This is a genomic window from Oenococcus oeni DSM 20252 = AWRIB129, assembly GCF_000372485.1.
Lineage (GTDB): Bacteria > Bacillota > Bacilli > Lactobacillales > Lactobacillaceae > Oenococcus > Oenococcus oeni.
The window spans coordinates 68,977-88,121 of the sequence record NZ_AQVA01000005.1; the positions used below are offsets into that span (position 1 = coordinate 68,977).

Here is a 19,145-nt window from a genome sequence, read left to right on the forward strand (position 1 = left end):
CAAATTAATTACAGCCAAACAAATAAGAATTACAAACAAGCAAATAGTCTAGTATAATAGTAATGTTCGCGCGAGTAGTGTAATGGATCATCACGTAGGATTCCGGTTCCTGAGATGAGGGTTCGATTCCCTCCTTGCGCATTTTTAATGCTTTCATATCAAGCTTTAATCTAATATGTGTGGCAAATTTGTGACAAAGTAATAATTCAAAATAAAAACGTGCAGAACTATTATTTTTGATTTATCTTACGCTTTTTTATTACGTTCAATACAATTCTGGATGATCCTTTTTAAACAAACTAACTATCCTCTTCTTCATAGCTGATTGATCCATCTTTTGACTGAATTAATTTTTGATTATCTCGATAACCTTGGGTTTAAATTCCGTAAAATAGATTTTCTCGAAACGCCGATGCGAAAGTTCTTTAAATATTATAAAAGAAGCCTAACTGTCGGTTTCAGACGCTTTACCACTAACGATCGGAGTTAATCTTTTGGTCATTAACTTAATTGCGTTGATTGTTGCGATCGTTAAAAATAATCAAAAAAATAACCACTAGTTCGGCAAAGCTAAAGCAGTTATTTTCTTGTCCAGATTGTAGCAAATCTATGAATTGCTGGCTAAAGTTTCACATCTTGAACTAGTCATTGATCCTTGGCATAGCAATAAACTTAACATTATTTGTTGGATGCACAAGATAAGTCAGTCATATTGTCAGTATTTCGCTATCAATACAGGCACACTAAAATTACTTAAAATCATGTTTCTGTGAGCGCTGCCTTATTAACAAGGTAATCGCAAAAGACCTCCGCAACAAATACCAGGGCCTATCCGTTCATTTTTTAGTCGGTCTAAAAAGTATCACAAAGAAATGACTATCTATGAAAACTTAAATAGTATATAAACAGAGATTAAACTAATTAATTGAGCTCCAATTGCAAGCGTGGTGGTAAGAGAATGAGGTATCATTTTACCTCCGAAAATCATTATTAGATCTAAAATCACACCTATCACCAGCAAAAGCAGCCCAGTTAAGAAAAGACGATTAGAATATTTTTTCATTATCAACATCCTTTTATACGTTTTTACCTAATTTTTTTATAGAACAATATTAGAATTAATAAGACTATTTACTTCAAAACAATCAAAATTGATACGAACGTATCAATCATAATTTTCCCCTTTCTTTTTTTAATGTAAATATGATAGCATGATTATAAAATCATGACAAACGATTAACATTTATAAATCTGAGGATATTATATAGAAAATTATGAAAAATAAAGATGGGCTTTCAAAAATAATCGGCTGGTCTTTATCGTTAATACAGATCGTTTTTCTAATTTTGGATCTAATGGTTACTATGTTTGCCACTGGCGTTTTTTTCCGATATAAAGCAACTCTCGATTTTTTAATTATCAATCCTTCGCCACATAAAAGTTGGTTTATTATTAATTGCTAAGCTTATTGCAATGTTTAGGATACAAGTCGACAATTTAAAGTTTAAGCTTCCAAACGCAGCTGACCCTCTTTTCGTTATTTCCCATCTGGTTGTAAAACCAGGTGAAAAGCTGGCAATTATCGGTCCTAATGAAACTGGAAAAACGTCATTTTTGAAGGCTTTAATTTCTAAAACTGAATCATCGCAAATAAAAATCCATAGAACGATTGCTTATGTTGCTCAAGGCGAAGGTTTTACAAGCGAAAGCGGTGGCGAGAAAGTTAAGTGCGAACTGAACGAGGCCTTCGACCAGCATCCTGATATTCTTTTGCTGGATGAACCAACGGCTAATTTGGATCAAGAAAATCAAAATTGGTTAATAAATCAGATTACACACAGCCGCGCTTCAATATTGATAGTCAGTCATGATTAATTTCTGCCAGCCAATAATTTTATTTGGCGATTATAACTTCTTAATGCTGGACGAGCCTACTAATTATCTTGACTTACAAGCCATACATGCATTAACTGACTTTTTAATTAATTATCCGAATAGGGTTTTATTGATATCCCACGACCAGGTTTTCACAAATAAAGTTTCCAAACGTATTTATGTTGTCAAAAACAAACGATTAATTAATCACAAGGCCCTAAATATCGAAAAAACAGAGAAAGCACAAAAAATATTGTTAGAGTATGAATTGGATAACCTCATTAATGGCCCGAGTTCAAATATCGATCAAATAAAAAAATCCGCTCTCAGATAGATCACTCGTGAGATCTCGGCGATCAAATTTTGAGCTTGTCACTCGCCTTTAAAGTGAATCGATTAAATTAAATACAAAAAAATATATATCGAGTCATCGGACTTTAGGAATCAGCTTCCAGCACTAGATAATTAATTCTTTTCAATTGTGAACTTACGACCAAGTGTAGTCAAAACAGGAGCTGGTTCAAATGGCCAATGGCGATATGTCGACCAAGCCAAAGGATCGCTATTATCGAACTCACCGCTTAGTTTTTTAAAATGATGTTCTATTGCCCATTGGATTTGTTCGGCCTGAAGAATCCATAAATTTGCTGTAGAGGTTCCACCAAACCAAGAAAATGTCAAAACATTGGGAAGATCCTCAAATGAATATGTGTAAGAAAGAATTTGATCTCCAGTAACTAAAGCAACAGGTATGTCCATCAGCGCATCATTAGTATTAGCTGCCCAATTAGAATCAGCCATTTTTATCATAGGGTTCACTAAATGACTAGCAACATAATCTTCATGACTTTTTTTAATTAAGGTTTTCCACCAATAATCAGATTGTTTTATTTGACGAAGAGTAAGTAAATGCTGCCCTTGTTTAATTGATAATTCTGCTAGTTGTATCTTATCTAATAAAACAGACGGCATTACGGTCTCTCGCCAACAAGAAAATTGATTATTTAATAACCACCTCTCAAAAGCCGTCAAGGGGAGATACTGCAAGGTAGCAATTCGATCGCAATTATTTCTTTGAGCAATTGTGACCACGTCTTTCAAAATAGATTGATAAATGTGGACACTGTAGTTTGGAACATAGGCCGAAAAGCCTTGAGCATGTGGATGAACAGGATTATTGCTATATGCCATAATCGCCTCCAATTTTCCATTTTGAGCGCGGTACACGTGTATACTATTTGGCTCCTGTTTAATTTTCTGCCATATAATTTCATGATGATTAACATTACGTAAAAAAATTCAGTTTCTTGATTCATAAGATCCTTCGCAAAAATATTTACTCTGATTTGTCAGCCCTTAACATTATGTTTTAAGTCTTCATTTGGTCTGGTTTTTATTATGATCTTTGCATTTGTTAAAACGATTACCTGCATACATTTTAGATTAAAAGAACAGAATGACCCAATGCTGTCTTTTTTTCATGGACGATAAAATATATCGTTTACAAAACTTAACCAGATTGCTTTTATAAAAAAGATTTATTTAAAATTCTCAACAGTTAATTTGTCGATTGCTATTTTGTGAGATATATTATATGCAACAACGGATATAGTTAAAGCAATAAAATAAATAGTCGAAAGAAGATTACTGTAAATGAAATCATCAGATAAAAAGCAAAATCTCCAAAGAAAATTAGAAAGTATCCGTCCAAATAAAGCAGATGAAAAACAAATTTTGAATTTGGCTGTTAGGAGAGCGCGACCAAGTGGTTATTAAGGATTTAAAACAACAATTAAGAAAGCTGGCTTTGGAGAAAAAATTATCTAAAGAAACTCTGGATTTGTTTACCGAGATGGAACGTCCAAACTTTTCTAAAGATCTTGCGACTTCATCAACAACCTGGTTTTGATCATTAAAAACGGAAAGACATTCGCCATTTTGCACAGAAAAAACATAGCAGCACTAGTCGATAAAGACTCTCTAAAGCATTAAGAAAATCCAATTTATAATATTTACCAAATAAATGAGACCTATATAATGGTCTTTTTTATTGCTTTCAATTAATCGTGTCTTCTAAAAACAAAATTACGCGCCAACTGGGTAAGCCCCATACGCATGAGGAGCTTTCCTTGATGATTATGCCTGTCCATCATTACCTTAGCAATTGACTCTCCGCCCTCTTGAACTGTCCGTATTAGTAAACCACTCTGATGTTGGTTAAGGTCAGTAGATATTCCACCGGGCAAAACACCAAAAATTTCAACAGGAATTTCGTGCTTTTTATAATACATAGCAAATGATTTAATCATCGAGTTTAGAGAAGCTTTACTAGCCAAATACCCTAAGGGATTAAAAGAGCCAATCGGCGTGGCAGGAATTGTTACATTCAATATTCTGCCATGATTTCTGGATAAAATTGGTGTAAATGACTTAATCATTTCGAAATTGCCAAGAAAATTAACCTTCGCTAATTGCTCTAATTCAGAAGATTTAAGTTCTAAAGGATTTTTTTGCATATCGCCGGAAATACCGGCGTTATTGATAAGCCCATCAAGTTTTGGATAACGTTCCTCTACATATCTTGCAGCTTTATGGATGCTAGCAATGTCATTGAGATCAATTTGTAGCCACTCTGCAGTGATTCCGTCTTGTTGCAATTGATGAACAGCATTTTTACCACGCTCTTCGTTTCGAGTGCTAATCAAAAGCGTCCAACCGTTCTTACCAATTTGTTTTGCGGTTTCAAAGCCGATACCTTTGTTTGCTCCAGTAATTAACACAATTTTCGTCATTTTTTTGCTCCTCAAGTTTATTAATGTTGACACCGTCAACAAAGAGAAGCTTATCTTATTAAGTTGACAATGTCAACCTTTTTAGATAACATTTTCATATGGTCTGATTGGAGTTGAAGATTATGGCAAAAAATACCCGTGATAAAATCATAGAAACGACAATAAGCATTATTGAAAACAAAGGTATCAATTTTGTTAACATGCGCGACCTTGGGGCACAAATTGGATTATCCCGAGGAGCAGTATACCGACATTTCAAAAACAAAGACGACTTACTGGTTACCATTGCTATTCAATCATTTGTTAAACTCTCCGAGCATATGTCTAAGACAGTCCGGGATAATTCAAAAGAACAATTAATCAATTTACTGAATTACTATTATAATTTCGGCACCAAGCACCCTTCTTTATACGATTTGATGTTTCAAAAGAAATGGACAACTTCCGAATATCAGAACTTACATGCTATAGCGACGCAGCCGTTAGAAATACTCCGCAAGTTCATTCCAAACACGATTGATTCCGCTACTGTACTTGCATTTATTCACGGGCTGATTGAATTGACTAATTCTGGACATGTTGAACCGGAAAAAGGATTAGACGATCCCCAACTTTTAATCTCAACTTTTATCACTAAAATATATGAATAAAATTGTATAAGTATTCATTTTTTAAAACAGTAGACCAAAAACTATTAATCTTACAGCTTTTTAATCTCTTTGGCCACTAGCTAAATAAGAATTAATAAAAAGACGATAAAGAGAGCAACCGACGTTTTATTTTTTTAAATATCCAGCAGAAATCATTATTAAGTATGGAAAAACCAGTTTAGTCAGTCAATAAATGACTTCTAAACCGGTTTTATTAATATCAAATAATTTAAATATATTGTTTATTGGTTATTCTTGTAAACGATCTTAACGCCGGTGCCACTCATATTCTTAGCCATGGCTTCATTCATTTGGTCAAGCGGATAAACATTCGTGATCAATTGAGTCATATCAAGACCTTCATCCTTGGTCTCGCGCAAGAACTCTGTTGCTTCCACCCAGTCTTCTGGAACATAAGCCCATGAACCAGTGATCTTGGTTTCTGGCATGCAAACATCAAAGTGTGGGTTATAAGTAGCTTCGCCATTATCGACAAAGAAGCCAACTTCACAAATACCACCGTGATCGGTCAAGAATTTCCAAGCCGTGCTGGCACCTTTCGTAGAGCCAGTACATTGGAAAACAAAATTGGCACCTTTGCCATCGGTTAGCTCCTTAACAGCAGCAACTGAATCTCCATCATCGATGTTAACCGTCGCAGTTGCACCAATCTTTTTAGCCAATTCTAGTCGACTAGCATTACCATCAACAGCAATAATGTGGCGAACACCCAAAGTCTTCATTTGTGCGATAACCATCAAACCAATTGGGCCAACACCTTGAACAACTACCGAGGAACTGTGCTTAAAGGTGTAGATTTCCTTGGATTTTGCAACAGCGTGACAAGAAACGGCCGCCGGTTCAATTAAAATCCGTAAATCCAACGGCATATCGCTGACATTGAAGACAACGCTATTTGGATTAATAACCATGTAATTGGCAAGCCAACCATTGAAATAATGTTTTTCGCCACCCATCAAACCATAAATATCTCCATTAGCAGCAGGACCACAAACAATCTTGTCCCCGATTTTCAGGGTCTTACCAGTCCAATCATTTTTGACGTTCTTTCCCATTTTGACGATTTCGCCGGTACCTTCGTGACCAAGGTTAACCGGAATATAGTTAAATGGATCGCTCTTGTACTCAAAAACATCCGTACCACAGACGCCACAACCTTCTACTTTGACCAGCATTTCATCATCATTTATCTCTGGAACAGGGAGTTTTTTAACTTCGATTTTCTTAGTTCCAGTTAATACAGCAACTTTTCCATCCATTGAAAACAACCTCTTTTCCTCTATAAGATCCAACTTCAACGTAACATTTTATGTATATTTGTTAAACAGATAAAGGTTGCTATTCCAATCTTTCTACATTTTTCACAAAGATATTGTGGATTTAAAAGGCATGTAAGAAATGACAAATTCACAAACAAAAATTCGCTAAAATGAAATAATTTAAGAAAGTTTATTCTGATAAAAAGTCGACATGTATTCATCATAGGCCGAAGCCAATTGATTAGAATTCATTAACCTTAAAGTCTCAATCAATTGATTATTCAGTTTAACGGCTTCGGCTTGTTTTTTAAAAAAGAGATTTTTAAAGAAAGAAAACTTAAATCTCAAAAGTAGTTCATCGCTTGGAATATTAAAGTCCGATAGAAGGTCCAGCAGCTCTCTTGCAAGTTCATATTCTCTACGGTCGCTTGTAATTTCTATATCGTTTTCCAATGCCGCGATAGTGTTATGAAGATTATCATTATGTAAAAAAAATATCTTCCAAGATTCAACATACTTAAGCGTCATATATTTCTCCTTAATAGTACTTAACAAAAATGATTTTGACTTATCTATTGCATTCAAAGAATCGGAAAGTTTATTGAAATTTCTAAATAATATTATCTTTGGAATTAACATTAGAAGATAGTATGTAATCTTGAAAGTTTTATAAACGACAAATTTAGTCGACTTAAACTAAGCCGCAAAAAGGAACTTGAAATACTCTTTACAATATTCTCTTAAAAAGTTCCCCAAAAAATCTGGTAGAAGAAACAGGACTTGATAATGGTGTTGGATAAAATACCAACCAATTTCGCAATCAACTTGATTAGGTGAATCAGATATCTCAAAAGATACTTCTTTATTGTTTTCTTCGACGATATTTTAAAGTCTTCTATTAAATTAATTTGTTCTTTTCCTTACCTTCCATCTAAAATACTTTAATTCTATACAAGACATTTTAAAAAATAATAAATTCACAATATCTTCTCATTTTAGGAATTTTATAGGTAGTTTTGAGAATATATTGTTAATTTGAATAAGGACTAGGCATAAGTGGTAAGTTTCAGATATATTTTTGTTGAGATATTTAGCTGAAATATTCATTAGGAATATGGTCTTATCATGATTTGGTGGAGAGTAATATGGCTAGGGTTAAGCAAAACTTTTGGCAAATTTTATCTTTAATACTAATCGAACTTGCAATTCTGTTGGTTTATATTTTTGTAATGGACAAAGGAATTGTTCCCTACCAATACGATTCGTTTTCAACTATCGCATTAGAACTCTTTTGTTTATTTGTTTTTATTGCAATCAATAGATTCGTTTTTAAACAGCCAATCTTTCATTCAACTAAAAATCTTTATCGAAATCTTCTCTTATTACTGCCAGCTTATTTATATCTTCTATATGGAGTTTTCTCTGTGTTTGAAAACTATGTCCTGCCCAGCAATCTGATTATTTATTTTTTAACAGCGATAACAACCGGTATTTCCGCAGAATATTTGTTTCGTGGTTTGATTTTTGGCCCGTTTGTTATCCATTAGCAAAACAACGATTGTTCCTTTGATTGTTACGTCGCTGCTGTTTGGGACGATGCATTTAGTCCATTTATTTGAACAAAGCTTATTCAACACAATTAATCAGGTCATTCAAGTTAGTTTTATCGGTTTTACGCTGGGCACTTTATACTTAGTCACTCATTCAATCTACTTTCCAATAGTTCTTCATGCCACTTTGGATTTAGTTCCCTTTATCCTTATCGATACTAGTGGTGGCAGTTCGGATAACTGGATGAGCACCTTTGTATATTCTTTGATCTATTTGTTAATCGGTTTGGCATATTACTTAATCTACCGGATCGATAGAGGTATGAAGAAAATATAAAAAGAACAAGGAGACTAGTAATATAAGCCCCACAACCGTAAACAATAGGCCAACAAACATGCAGAGAGCGACTTTCAGATATCTGTGTTTTTGCTGTCGCTCGTCATTTAATCGAAGAGCAAAAGTAGTAAATAAAACACCAAAAAACAATAATCACTATTCCGTACAAGTTAGCTAATAGATATTGTAATAGACTTAATTTTGACATTTTATTTATTGATTTTTAATTGTAGTCTATTAGATTAGTTCCGATACAAAAATTAGAAATATAAACTCTATTTAATTTAAGGAACTTAATAATGGACAAGGAACAGAAAAATTCGATAATTATTCACAAGACATCTCACTCCGGTTTTTGATGATGATCTTGGATATTTTTGTCCTCAATCGACTGGATTGTCTTTAGATATGTGGGAAGAGCTCTTAAATCATTAAATTCTTTATACGGTTGATATTCCTTTAAGCCATTAATACGATTTCTATTTATCCAAATCTTTTTCCAACCAATTTTTGCGCAGGGAACAATATCCCACCAGAAGCCTTTTGCAATGTGAAGATGATTGTTATTATTCAAATTAAGCTTTCGTTGAACAAAACTGAAAAATTCAAGTTGTGGTTTATAGCAACCAGTATCATCAGCCGTAAAAACATCATCAAAATCCTTGTTCATTGTTTGAAGATTGTATTGCATAATTTGACTAGACGAATTTGACATTAAATATAAAGAATGCCCAGCTTTTTTCAAGTCTTCTAGAACGGAAGTAACTTCCGGAAAAGGTTTTTAAGTCATAGTAAGCTTGAAGAATTGCCTTATAATTACTCAAAAATAAATCATCGGTATCCAAATCCATATCCATAAATTGTAAATTCTTCCTGATTAGTTTTTCATAAGGAATAATTTCATCAGAATACATTAAGCGGTCTTCATAACTAAAAAATGCATTTATAGCAAGTTGAGAATTTACATTATTTTCATAACAAATATTACTTATACATTCATTAATGCTGGATGTGTCCAGCAATGTGCCATAACAATCGAAAGTTAATATCATTTGCATTCCTCTGATAAACATTAAATTTTTCGTTTTTACAATTTATAAATTTAATCAGTTGCTTAAAGAGTAGCGCCATTCAATTTGATTTACACGAAGCTGATGTAGCTCCATATAATACATTTTAGAAATAATTCAATTTGACCTTTATTTTCAATAAATAATTTGTTATCCTTAGGCAATCAAAATTGTTAATCGTTGAAAAAAACGTTTAGCCTAATTATAGGAGTTGATTACCAATGAGCAGTATTTTTCAGAAAATGTTCCGTAAAGAGGATCCGCTTGTCTATCAGGATAAAGATTCGCATCTAATTAGAAGTCTTACTACGAAGGACTTCCTAGCGTTGGGCGTTGGAACAATTGTCTCCACATCAATTTTTACTTTACCGGGGGTCGTCGCAGCCCAACACGCCGGCCCGGCAGTTTCCCTTTCCTTTTTATGTGCAGCAATTGTCGCCGGCATAGTTGCTTTTGCCTACGCTGAAATGGCCGCCGCAATGCCCTTTGCGGGTTCGGCTTATTCATGGATTAACGTAGTTTTTGGCGAGTTCTGGGGCTGGATTGCCGGTTGGGCATTGCTGGCCGAATACTTCATTGCCGTAGCATTCGTTGCATCCGGACTATCTGCAAACTTTCAGGGCTTGATTTCGCCATTAGGCTTCAAACTGCCTACAACTTTATCAATCGCTTCAACAGGATCCAACGGCGGCTTAATGGATTTATTTGCGATTATTATCATTCTATTGGTAGCTACTTTGCTTTCTCGCGGCGCATCGCAAACCGCCCGTGTCGAAAACACGCTCGTTATTTTGAAGGTTATTGCTATTTTAGTATTTATTTTTGTCGGTGTGACAGCAATTAAAGGTCAGAATTATGTACCGTTTATTCCAAAATATCATGCCAATACAGACGGCTCGGCATTCGGTGGTTGGCAAGGAATTTATGCCGGCGTCTCAGAAATTTTCCTGGCATACATTGGTTTCGACTCAATTGCCGCGAATTCCGCAGAAGCTAAGAATCCACAAAAAACGATGCCCCGTGGAATTCTAGGATCTTTATTTATAGCTGTTTTTCTTTTCATTTCCGTTGCTCTGGTTTTGGTCGGTATGTTCCGTTATCCGGATTATGCAAACAATGCTGAACCGGTAGGCTGGGCTCTTCGTCAAAGCGGCCACGAAATCATCGCAACCATTGTTCAAGCCGTCGCAGTTATTGGTATGTTTACAGCCCTTATCGGAATGATGCTTGCCGGTTCTCGACTTCTTTATTCATTTGGTCGTGACGGTTTGCTTCCGAAAACATTGGGCAAATTGAGCAATAATCTGCCCAGCCACGCTTTAATCATACTGACAGTTATTGGTATTGCCTTGGGTGCATTCTTTCCTTTCACTTTTTTGGCTCAATTAATTTCTGCTGGAACATTAATCGCTTTTATGTTCGTTTCAATTGGAATTTATGTGCTTCGTCCCCGCGAAGGAAAAGATATTCCGGAACCAAGTTTCAAAATGCCTTTTTATCCAGTATTACCCGCACTTGGATTTTTAGGTGCTCTGGCTATTTTTTGGGGTCTTGATATCCAAGCGAAGATTTATGCCCTTGGTTGGTTTATCTTTGGCATGATTGTCTATTTCGGCTACGGGATAAAACATTCCACCGCAGGCAGTAGCAAAAAAACAGAAAAATCAAATTAATTTTAACGAGGTATGATCTGAAGTTAAAAACAGTTTTTTATCGCTCATTTAGAATATAAATTCGCAAAACATTGGTATCCTCGCAGCTTTTCACAGATCACATTAGAAAGGCTTGAAACACCAATGTTTTTTCATACATATAACAAGGAGGTAATGAATTTTCATGAATAATTTAGAGAAGGCATCTCGATTAATCGACGAAGAAAACAATTATTATGCACGTTCGGCACGGATCAATTACTATGACCTGGTGATCGACCATGCTCATGGGGCAACGCTGATCGATGTCGATGGCAACGAATATATCGATCTTTTGGCAAGCGCTTCAGCAATTAATGTCGGGCATACAAACGAACGGGTTGTCAAGGCAATAAGCAGGCAGGCACAAAAGTTGATTCATTATACGCCGGCTTATTTTCACCACGTACCAGGAATTGAATTATCAAAACGTTTAGCCGAACTCGCTCCTGGCAATTCACCCAAAATGGTCAGTTTTGGTAATTCCGGTTCTGATGCCAACGATGCAATTATAAAATTTTCTCGTGCGTACACCAGCCGCCAATATATTGTTTCTTATATGGGATCCTACCATGGTTCAACCTATGGTTCGCAAAGCCTGTCAGGAACCAGTTTGAACATGACTCGAAAAATCGGTCCAATGCTTCCAGGCGTTGTCCACGTTCCCTATCCGGATCTTTATCGTCGTTACGCAGGTGAGACTGAGCACGACGTTGCTATACGTTACTTCAATGCTTTCAAGGCACCATTCGAATCATTTTTGCCTGCCGATGAAACCGCCTGTGTCTTAGTTGAACCAATCCAAGGCGATGGTGGAATTGTTAAGGCTCCGGAAGAATATATGCAACTGGTTTATAAATTCTGTCATGATAATGGCATTTTATTTGCTGTTGACGAGGTTAACCAAGGGCTTGGCCGAACGGGCAAAATGTGGGGAATTCAACAATATAAAGATATTGAACCGGACTTAATGTCGGTCGGAAAATCACTGGCTTCGGGAATGCCGCTTAGCGCTGTTGTCGGTAAAAAAGATATCATGCAGAGCCTTGACGCACCGGCCCATATCTTTACTACTTCTGGCAATCCGGTATGCGCTGCTGCATCACTAGCCACCTTGAATGTTATTCGAGACGATCATCTAGTTGAAAAGTCAGCTAAAGACGGAGAATATGCAAAACAACGTTTTCTTGAGATGCAAAGACATCACCCGATAATCGGCGACGTTCGCATGTGGGGACTAAACGGTGGAATTGAATTAGTTAAAGATCCTAAAACTAAAGAAGCAGAGAATGACGCAGCAACAAAAGTTATCTACTATGCCTTTGCACATGGTGTCGTCATTATTACCCTTGCAGGAAATATTTTAAGGTTTCAACCGCCCTTGGTCATATCCCACAAACAGTTGGATAAGGCGCTGCAGGTGCTTGATGATGCATTTACAGCTGTTGAACAAAATAAAGTCGAAGTACCAAAAGACACGGGAAAAATTGGTTGGTAAATCAAAAATCTAATAGGAAATTGCAAAGGGATCTAATTTAATTTCACTATTTATTCGATCATTTTTTTAATGCTTTCTGCTTTTATGAAACACCTGATTATCCAAATTAGTCCGAGAAAGCATAACCTTCCTTCTTATAATAATTTTGAATAAGTTTGTTAATAGTTTTTCTCGTAAGAAAGAATTTTTGGTTAAGCATGAAATAAACGTTCTGTAAAATACAAATCCAGACATTCATTTGGTAACAACTTCTTTGGTTACTGAATGAGAAAGATGTCCAGCGGCTTTCATTCAGTTTCAATAAATAATCGACAAATTCTGTTTCAATGATTTTATTACTTTCCAGAGCAGATATCAAAGCAAAAGAAATTCTTTGTTCCTCATTATCGACAAAAGCAGTTTCCAATTGATTTAAGATATAAAAAAATACTTTAAACGATTTATCAACCATATCCAGAGGAAAAAGAGGATTTCTTATTGAAGCTGCCAAAAAATCGCTCCCGTGAGCAACGGTATGTGCCCAACCTTTTCCTGAAACAAATCCTCTAAAATCTTTCTCGGAAGATAAATAAACAATCGACATGGAAAACAACTTGTTCCTATCTTTATCAGATAGGAAATTTTTTTGCCATCAGCGCTAATAATTTCAGCTAGAGCAAGCGCTGTAAAACTTCTTAAAAATACGGAATCGTTTTGACCAAGCTTGATTGCTTTAAATAAGTTCCCGGATTCTATTAATTCATTTGTTGTTAATTGTTTTTGTACAAAGGTAAAAGTATCTTCATCGAAACCACGAGCGAATAGATTGTAAATTAAATCATCTCTTAAATGGCTATTAGTGTTACCAATATTTTGAAGCATAAAATCTATCTGTTGAGTGTTGAAACTGATTTTTTCTGTTGCAATAATTTTTCCAAAACTTTTTGCATGTATAAATATATTCCTCAATCTCAAATTGCTTTTTTAAATATAGTCCAAAAACAATGCGGATGCTTTTATTTTGTCGTTATATTCATAACATCCTGATAACGGAACATCAACCACACCAATAATCCCGCCATTAACAAACCGGTAACTGTATAGATTGGTGCAGGTGTAAATACTCCAAATAAAATTCCATAGGCAGCTGCTCCCAATGGACTTAAAAGAGCTCCCAAAGTTGTTTGCAAAGTAAATACACGTCCTTGCATGGTAGTAGGAACCTCAGTTTGCAGCAATGACAGAATCGGAGTCTGTTTGATAACAACCAGAACGCCAGCAATAAAATTATAAAAAGCAAATAAACCAACATTAATTAGACGACTGGTATGAAACCATTCCGGAATACCAAAAGGAATTAAAGTTAAACCTAAAATAACCGCAGCTAACATCGAAGCGCGAGCCGGAAAACGGAACTGCGAGCGTGCAGATAAAAAAAGTCCAGCCAACAACATACCGACACCAAAAGACATTTCAGTGAAACCAAATTGTGCGTTGGTCATATGGAGAAAAGTAACTTCTGTAAAAGCCATACCGACATTGATACTGGCAATGAAAAAGTTTGTCACCGCGTTTGATAAAGTTGCTAAACGCGGTAAGTGTTCAAGACGAACATATTTTAATCCGGCAGTGAAATCTTTCCAGATATGTTGATCATGTTTCACTTTGATAATTGTTTTGTTTTCTACAAAACTGAAATTTAAACGAAGAAATAAGAGCATCGCCAAAAATTCGGTCACAAACTGAACTAAGGCAAACATTTCAAAGGGCAGCAAGCTGAATAGTACTGCTCCTAATGCCGGACTAAGAATGTTGGCAATCGATGCTCCGGTCTGATTTAAAGAATTAACTCGATGCAGACTTTCAAGTGGAATTAAATCTCGCAAAGAAGAATTCAGAGTATTACTGATAAATAATCCGGTTGCCCGCAAGATGATCACCAAAATTAAAATTTCCAATAAGAAAAATTTGACAGCAAGAAAATAGAAAATAGAAAAAAGGAGCAAAGAAATTACGTTGATTATTTGGCTAAAGCGAATTATTTTTGCGTGATCGAAACGATCGATAATACTACCGGAAATTGGCAGTAATGCAAGCATCACGATCGGACCAATCATTAAAACCAGGGCATACTGAGCCGAGGAACCAGTCTTTTTTAATAAATAGAGCCCAACGCCAAACTCGAATAAAGCAGAACCCAAAGTACTAATGAGACTGCCGGTAACAACATCAAAAATTTGCTGTTTCAAGCTGTTTCTCATTTTTTAATCATAGCAAAAAAAGAAGTTGCTGAATCAAAGCTGTTTATTAGCAGCAAAACATCTCCATTATTTATGAAACGAAAAAGGCGAAAAAGAGATTAATCGGGTAAGTGAATTGATAACCAAACCAAAAAATCCTATGATGATTTGTATTGGCTTAATAGCAGCAATCGATTGTAACAATGGAAACCAGTCGAATTTAAGAAATGCCCCTCTTGAATAACTTCGACAGGACAGCAGTTGTAATCAACAAAGGAAGCAAAAATTATGATTGAAAACAGTCAGGCAATATCAGAATTAATGCGCGGTGCAATTAACAATAAAGCCGTTTACGGTATCTCATACTCATTGATAGCAGCTGATCAAAGCGAATATCATTACCTTGGTTTTCAAGGAAAAAATCAGGATGCAATCGCCTTAGAAGCTAACATGCAGTATGACCTGGCATCGCTGACAAAAGTCGTCGGAACCACAACCAGAATTCTGCAACTACTTTCAGAAGGAAAACTGGATTTAGAAGATCCGGTCGGAAAATTCATAAATGGCGTAGACAAACCCAAAATTACGATCAAACAGCTTTTGTTGCATAGAAGCGGTTTGCGTGCCGACATCAAGAATGTCTGGGATTTTAGTCGAGAGGCCTTAATCAAAGCAGTCAAAGAAATGCCTCAACTTTGCCCGGCCGATACAAAAACGATTTATTCAGACCTGAATTTCATTTTATTGGGTTGGGTTATTCAGAAAATCGATGGAGATTTATCAAAAAGCTTGGAGGAACACATTTTCCAGCCTATCGGAATGACAAATACTTCCTATAATCCAAGAGCCGATCGTAAAATCTTTGTTCCAACCGAAAAGCAGATCAAAAGAGGTGGAATCATTCGGGGCGAGGTCCACGATGAAAAATCCCACTTATTGGATGGCGTCAGCGGACATGCCGGGTTGTTTTCGACTCTAACCGATCTAACCCGCTTTGCACAAATGTATTTACATAAAGGTTATTATAACGACCAACAAATTCTCCCAGAAGCCGTCTTTCCAATATTAGAAAATTCCGTTACAAGCGGTCGAACACTTGGCTGGCGTTGTTGGATGACTCCAGCCGGTCAAAGCTTATGGCATACGGGCTTTACCGGAACCTCGATTGCTTTGAACTTGGTTAATCAAAGTGCTTTTGTCTGCTTAACAAATCGTGTTTACCCGACTCGGGAAAACCGGCGCTGGCTCAGTTACAGACTGATGGCAATTGCTTTGTTCTATGGACACCCCGAATCAATATAAAATCACATAACAAAAAAGCTGGTCTTAACGAACGGCTTTTTTTGTTAAACTTCATCCTCATCCTCATCGGAGCTCTGCAGTTGCTGTTTGATATCGACAATACCGCCTTGCCCCATCGAAAGCAATTGGGAGAAATTCAATTTGCCTCCCAAAAGCTGTTGATTGGCAAATTCGATTGCCATTGGGAGATTCATCCCCGTCAGAACATTTATTCGTGGATAGGCAGCCAATATCCTAGTCGTAACGTTCGCCGGTGTTCCTCCCAATAAATCAAGAGCAACGACAATCTGTTCGTTATCCGGTATTTTCTTAATTTCCGCTTCGATTTTTTGTTGCAGCTCACTTGGGCTCATATTCGGCGTCAAACTCAAAGCAACAGCTCCTTTAATCTTGCCGACAATCATTTCGGCACTTTCCAAAATTGCCGATGATAAAGGTCCATGACTTACTAATATTAACTTCATTTTCGCTCCATATTCATTCTATTAAATCAAGCACCTTTGCCTAAAACTCCTAGAGCGGAAAAAACAACTGCGACAATAATCACGATAAAAATCGCTTTCGTTGAAGTCATTCGTTTGCGTCCCAGTATCCAATAAATAAGACCAACAGCCAATCCAGGAATCATTTTCGGCATAATCGTGTCGAATTCATTCTGAAGATTAACCGTCATTTTGCCAATATGGGCAACAAATGGGACATCAATATTTACAAGACTTGCAATCAAAGCACCTACAACATAAACGCCAAGCAAAGTCGCCGCGTTAGTCAAAGCGTTCATCTCGCCCTGAAGCTTGGTAACAAGAGTTACGCCACCTTTATAAGCGAATTCCAACTGAATCCAACGAAAATACATAATTGCGATATTCACCGCCAACCACAAAAATGCTCCTGCAGGGTTTCCCTGGACAGCCATATTAGCGGCAATTGCACCAATAATAGCAGGAATCAGAGAAGCAAAAATCGTATCTCCAATTGCCGCAACCGGACCCATTAAACCATTTTTCAAACCCGAGACTGTTTCCAATGAAGAAATGCCCTGTTTTTCTTCAAGTGCGACATCGAGACCTTGAATAGTAGTGTTCAAATAGGGATTCGTATTAAAAAACTGGTTTTGCATTCTCATTGCCTGTTTGAGTTCAGGCGTATGATCCCCATAAATTTTTCTGAGCTGGGGAAGGACAATAAACAGATATCCAGAACCCTGCATTTTTTCATAATTCCAGCCCAACTGATTCAAAAAAATATTGCGGCGATTCATTTGTCGAAAATCTTTTTTCGTTAATTCGTATTTAGTCTTCGTCGCCATCGATTTCTCCATCCTCATCTTTAGTATTTTTTTGCTCACTCTGCTCTGGTTGTGAAGGTCCATTCTGCTGTGAATCTGTGGAAGACGGTAAGTTACCGACATCGCGTTTATAAGCATTCAAGGCAAATGAAAAACCAATCAGAGAAATGGCAACCATTGGAAGTGCAGTAAAATTATTCGAAAAACTGCTCGAAACTTTTGCCATTGAAGTTCCCAAGGTCTGAACATTCGTAAAGACCGTAGTTAAGAGAGCAGTTAAGGTAAAGCCTAAAATCAAATATGCAAAATGTTTTTTAACCGGCAAATAGCGCAGTAAAATTGCAAATCCGACCGCCGGAAGCAAAGCTCCGGCTGTGGCAAGACCATTGCTCAACCAAACCATTTTCGTATCGAGAACCTTAACAATTTCCGTAACAAGACCGCCACCAAACTGCAAAGCAATAAAAACAGGAATACCACGTGATAGAGCCCACGGAATTGCACCATATAAATAGTTCCGTTCAAAAGCGTGATAATTTTCTTCCTCAATTGTCCGATCTATACGATGCTGAAAGTAAGTGTTCGTAAATCTGCCCAAGACATCCGTTTCAATCATCAAAGAAGCAACCGGAACACCAATTGCGGCAACAGCAGTTTGAGCATTCATGCCCGAACTGATCGAAAAAGCCGTTGCTAAAATCGTCCCTGAATTCGCGTCTATTTTAGAAGCTCCACCAAAGGTCCCAACTCCGAGGACCGTTAGTTGAAGACTTCCTCCGATAATTAGTCCCTTGGTTACATCGCCCATTACGGCACCCGTGATTAAACCGGCCCAAACCGGCTGCGCCAATGAAGAAATAAAAGTCAGATCATCAATAATCTGATACATAGAATAAAAAGTTAATACAATAACCTGCCAAAGCAAGATGTTTCCGCTCATAATTTAATCCCCTCTTTTTAATCAAACCGAAGCAAATTTCTTTAATAACTGCATCAAATCAACAGCCGGATCGCTTGGTACCATCTGAACTGTCATTTTGATTCCTTTTTTATGTAAAAGATTAAACGCGTCGACATCAGACTGAAGAATATTAATTGATTTTGTCAAAGGCTTGGTCCCATCAGCTTGAGACATATTACCGACATTAACTTCCTTAATCTGGACGCCGCCATCAATCATATCCAATAAAACCTTGGGTCTACGAACTAAAACAAATACTCTTTGACTATCGTAACGTCCATTTATAATATGATCGATTGCCCGATCCTCATTTAAAATACTTAAATTAACTCCGGCAGGCCGGGCCAATTTAATAGCGGCCTTTTCAATATCTGAATTCGCCGTAGAGTTGTCGACAACCATAATTCTGCTAGGTTTGATAACTCCGGTCCACATATTAGCTACTTGCCCATGCAATAAACGGCCATCGATTCTAACTGCTGCAATTGACATTCTTCTCCCTTTCTTATCAATTGAATAAAATTACTCAACCGATTCTCTCCTTAATACATGCATGAATTTTAGTCCTTCTTTTTTAAGAGTTTCAGTTTTTATGTCAATTAAGCTGACATTGGTCTAGGAAAAGATTGACA

20 protein-coding genes, 1 tRNA gene and 1 pseudogene are annotated in these 19,145 nt (G+C 36.6%); 10 read left to right on the forward strand and 12 right to left on the reverse strand.

What is annotated here, in order from left to right:
* The first annotated feature begins 68 nt into the window (after window positions 1-68).
* Window positions 69-141 (forward strand) — tRNA-Arg (locus A3G9_RS0104580).
* A gap of 1,332 nt (window positions 142-1,473) precedes the next feature.
* Window positions 1,474-1,875 (forward strand): AAA family ATPase, encoded by a 402-nt coding sequence (locus A3G9_RS0104595; RefSeq protein WP_002818203.1) that lies wholly within the window; start codon window positions 1,474-1,476, stop codon window positions 1,873-1,875.
* Window positions 1,876-2,340: 465 nt separating this feature from the next.
* Here the strand turns inward: A3G9_RS0104595 and A3G9_RS0104605 are convergent, their stop codons facing one another.
* A complete protein-coding gene (locus A3G9_RS0104605; RefSeq protein ID WP_002817856.1) occupies window positions 2,341-3,066 on the reverse strand; it encodes a hypothetical protein in 726 nt (241 codons plus the stop codon).
* Between the two features lie 462 nt (window positions 3,067-3,528).
* On the opposite strand from A3G9_RS0104605, the gene A3G9_RS1000000110635 reads away from it, so the two are divergent.
* A complete protein-coding gene (locus A3G9_RS1000000110635) occupies window positions 3,529-3,651 on the forward strand; it encodes a hypothetical protein (protein ID WP_002818200.1) in 123 nt (40 codons plus the stop codon).
* On the forward strand, window positions 3,641-3,784 hold the full coding sequence (locus A3G9_RS1000000110225; protein WP_002818199.1) for a hypothetical protein: 144 nt from the start codon (window positions 3,641-3,643) through the stop codon (window positions 3,782-3,784). Before A3G9_RS1000000110635 ends, A3G9_RS1000000110225 begins: the two co-directional genes overlap by 11 nt.
* A 151-nt stretch (window positions 3,785-3,935) precedes the next feature.
* Here the strand turns inward: A3G9_RS1000000110225 and A3G9_RS0104620 are convergent, their stop codons facing one another.
* Window positions 3,936-4,667: an SDR family NAD(P)-dependent oxidoreductase gene (locus A3G9_RS0104620; protein WP_002818198.1), complete on the reverse strand. Its 732-nt coding sequence runs from the start codon at window positions 4,665-4,667 to the stop codon at window positions 3,936-3,938.
* Between the two features lie 122 nt (window positions 4,668-4,789).
* Here A3G9_RS0104620 and A3G9_RS0104625 point away from each other — a divergent pair, with 122 nt between their 5' ends.
* On the forward strand, window positions 4,790-5,317 hold the full coding sequence (locus A3G9_RS0104625) for a TetR/AcrR family transcriptional regulator (protein WP_002818197.1): 528 nt from the start codon (window positions 4,790-4,792) through the stop codon (window positions 5,315-5,317).
* Between the two features lie 242 nt (window positions 5,318-5,559).
* Here the strand turns inward: A3G9_RS0104625 and A3G9_RS0104630 are convergent, their stop codons facing one another.
* Together A3G9_RS0104630 and A3G9_RS0104635 are read right to left on the reverse strand one after the other, a co-directional pair.
* The gene (locus A3G9_RS0104630; protein ID WP_002818196.1) at window positions 5,560-6,597 is read right to left on the reverse strand and encodes a zinc-dependent alcohol dehydrogenase; all 1,038 of its coding nucleotides are present in this window, start codon (window positions 6,595-6,597) and stop codon (window positions 5,560-5,562) included.
* 180 nt (window positions 6,598-6,777) lie between these two features.
* Entirely contained in the window at window positions 6,778-7,125 is a 348-nt protein-coding gene (locus A3G9_RS0104635) for an Rgg family transcriptional regulator (protein WP_002818195.1), read from the reverse strand.
* A gap of 617 nt (window positions 7,126-7,742) precedes the next feature.
* Between A3G9_RS0104635 and A3G9_RS0104640 the strand changes: the two genes are divergently transcribed.
* Window positions 7,743-8,144 (forward strand): hypothetical protein, encoded by a 402-nt coding sequence (locus A3G9_RS0104640; protein WP_002818194.1) that lies wholly within the window; start codon window positions 7,743-7,745, stop codon window positions 8,142-8,144.
* On the forward strand, window positions 8,122-8,484 hold the full coding sequence (locus A3G9_RS0104645; RefSeq protein WP_002818193.1) for a CPBP family intramembrane glutamic endopeptidase: 363 nt from the start codon (window positions 8,122-8,124) through the stop codon (window positions 8,482-8,484). Before A3G9_RS0104640 ends, A3G9_RS0104645 begins: the two co-directional genes overlap by 23 nt.
* 343 nt (window positions 8,485-8,827) lie before the next feature.
* On the opposite strand, the gene A3G9_RS0104650 is transcribed toward A3G9_RS0104645, so the two are convergent.
* Window positions 8,828-9,229, reverse strand: a complete 402-nt coding sequence (locus tag A3G9_RS0104650; RefSeq protein WP_080485119.1) for an HAD family hydrolase — start codon at window positions 9,227-9,229, stop codon at window positions 8,828-8,830.
* Window positions 9,183-9,536, reverse strand: a complete 354-nt coding sequence (locus A3G9_RS1000000110410; protein ID WP_235043685.1) for an HAD family hydrolase — start codon at window positions 9,534-9,536, stop codon at window positions 9,183-9,185. The genes A3G9_RS0104650 and A3G9_RS1000000110410 overlap by 47 nt, the downstream gene beginning before the upstream one ends.
* 239 nt (window positions 9,537-9,775) lie before the next feature.
* On the opposite strand from A3G9_RS1000000110410, the gene A3G9_RS0104660 reads away from it, so the two are divergent.
* Together A3G9_RS0104660 and A3G9_RS0104665 are read left to right on the forward strand one after the other, a co-directional pair.
* Window positions 9,776-11,227: an APC family permease gene (locus A3G9_RS0104660; protein WP_002821569.1), complete on the forward strand. Its 1,452-nt coding sequence runs from the start codon at window positions 9,776-9,778 to the stop codon at window positions 11,225-11,227.
* A 163-nt stretch (window positions 11,228-11,390) separates the two neighbouring features.
* Entirely contained in the window at window positions 11,391-12,743 is a 1,353-nt protein-coding gene (locus tag A3G9_RS0104665; RefSeq protein ID WP_002817861.1) for an aspartate aminotransferase family protein, read from the forward strand.
* A 106-nt stretch (window positions 12,744-12,849) separates the two neighbouring features.
* Here A3G9_RS0104665 and A3G9_RS1000000110750 read toward each other — a convergent pair.
* Both A3G9_RS1000000110750 and A3G9_RS0104680 read right to left on the reverse strand, forming a co-directional pair.
* Window positions 12,850-13,604, reverse strand: a pseudogene (locus A3G9_RS1000000110750) (DUF2785 domain-containing protein).
* A gap of 134 nt (window positions 13,605-13,738) precedes the next feature.
* Window positions 13,739-14,971 (reverse strand): MFS transporter, encoded by a 1,233-nt coding sequence (locus tag A3G9_RS0104680; protein WP_002818186.1) that lies wholly within the window; start codon window positions 14,969-14,971, stop codon window positions 13,739-13,741.
* Between the two features lie 279 nt (window positions 14,972-15,250).
* On the opposite strand from A3G9_RS0104680, the gene A3G9_RS0104685 reads away from it, so the two are divergent.
* Window positions 15,251-16,264 (forward strand): serine hydrolase domain-containing protein, encoded by a 1,014-nt coding sequence (locus A3G9_RS0104685; protein WP_002817863.1) that lies wholly within the window; start codon window positions 15,251-15,253, stop codon window positions 16,262-16,264.
* A gap of 44 nt (window positions 16,265-16,308) precedes the next feature.
* On the opposite strand, the gene A3G9_RS0104690 is transcribed toward A3G9_RS0104685, so the two are convergent.
* Genes A3G9_RS0104690 through A3G9_RS0104705 form a run of 4 tightly spaced genes read right to left on the reverse strand, consistent with a single transcriptional unit; the run spans window position 16,309 to window position 19,005 of the window.
* A complete protein-coding gene (locus A3G9_RS0104690) occupies window positions 16,309-16,728 on the reverse strand; it encodes a PTS sugar transporter subunit IIA (RefSeq protein ID WP_002818185.1) in 420 nt (139 codons plus the stop codon).
* Window positions 16,729-16,754: 26 nt separating this feature from the next.
* The gene (locus A3G9_RS0104695; RefSeq protein ID WP_002818184.1) at window positions 16,755-17,573 is read right to left on the reverse strand and encodes a PTS system mannose/fructose/sorbose family transporter subunit IID; all 819 of its coding nucleotides are present in this window, start codon (window positions 17,571-17,573) and stop codon (window positions 16,755-16,757) included.
* Window positions 17,557-18,492, reverse strand: a complete 936-nt coding sequence (locus A3G9_RS0104700) for a PTS mannose/fructose/sorbose/N-acetylgalactosamine transporter subunit IIC (protein ID WP_002821570.1) — start codon at window positions 18,490-18,492, stop codon at window positions 17,557-17,559. Before A3G9_RS0104700 ends, A3G9_RS0104695 begins: the two co-directional genes overlap by 17 nt.
* 21 nt (window positions 18,493-18,513) lie before the next feature.
* Window positions 18,514-19,005, reverse strand: coding sequence for a PTS sugar transporter subunit IIB (locus A3G9_RS0104705; protein ID WP_002818181.1), 492 nt, complete (start codon window positions 19,003-19,005; stop codon window positions 18,514-18,516).
* Window positions 19,006-19,145 lie beyond the last annotated feature (140 nt).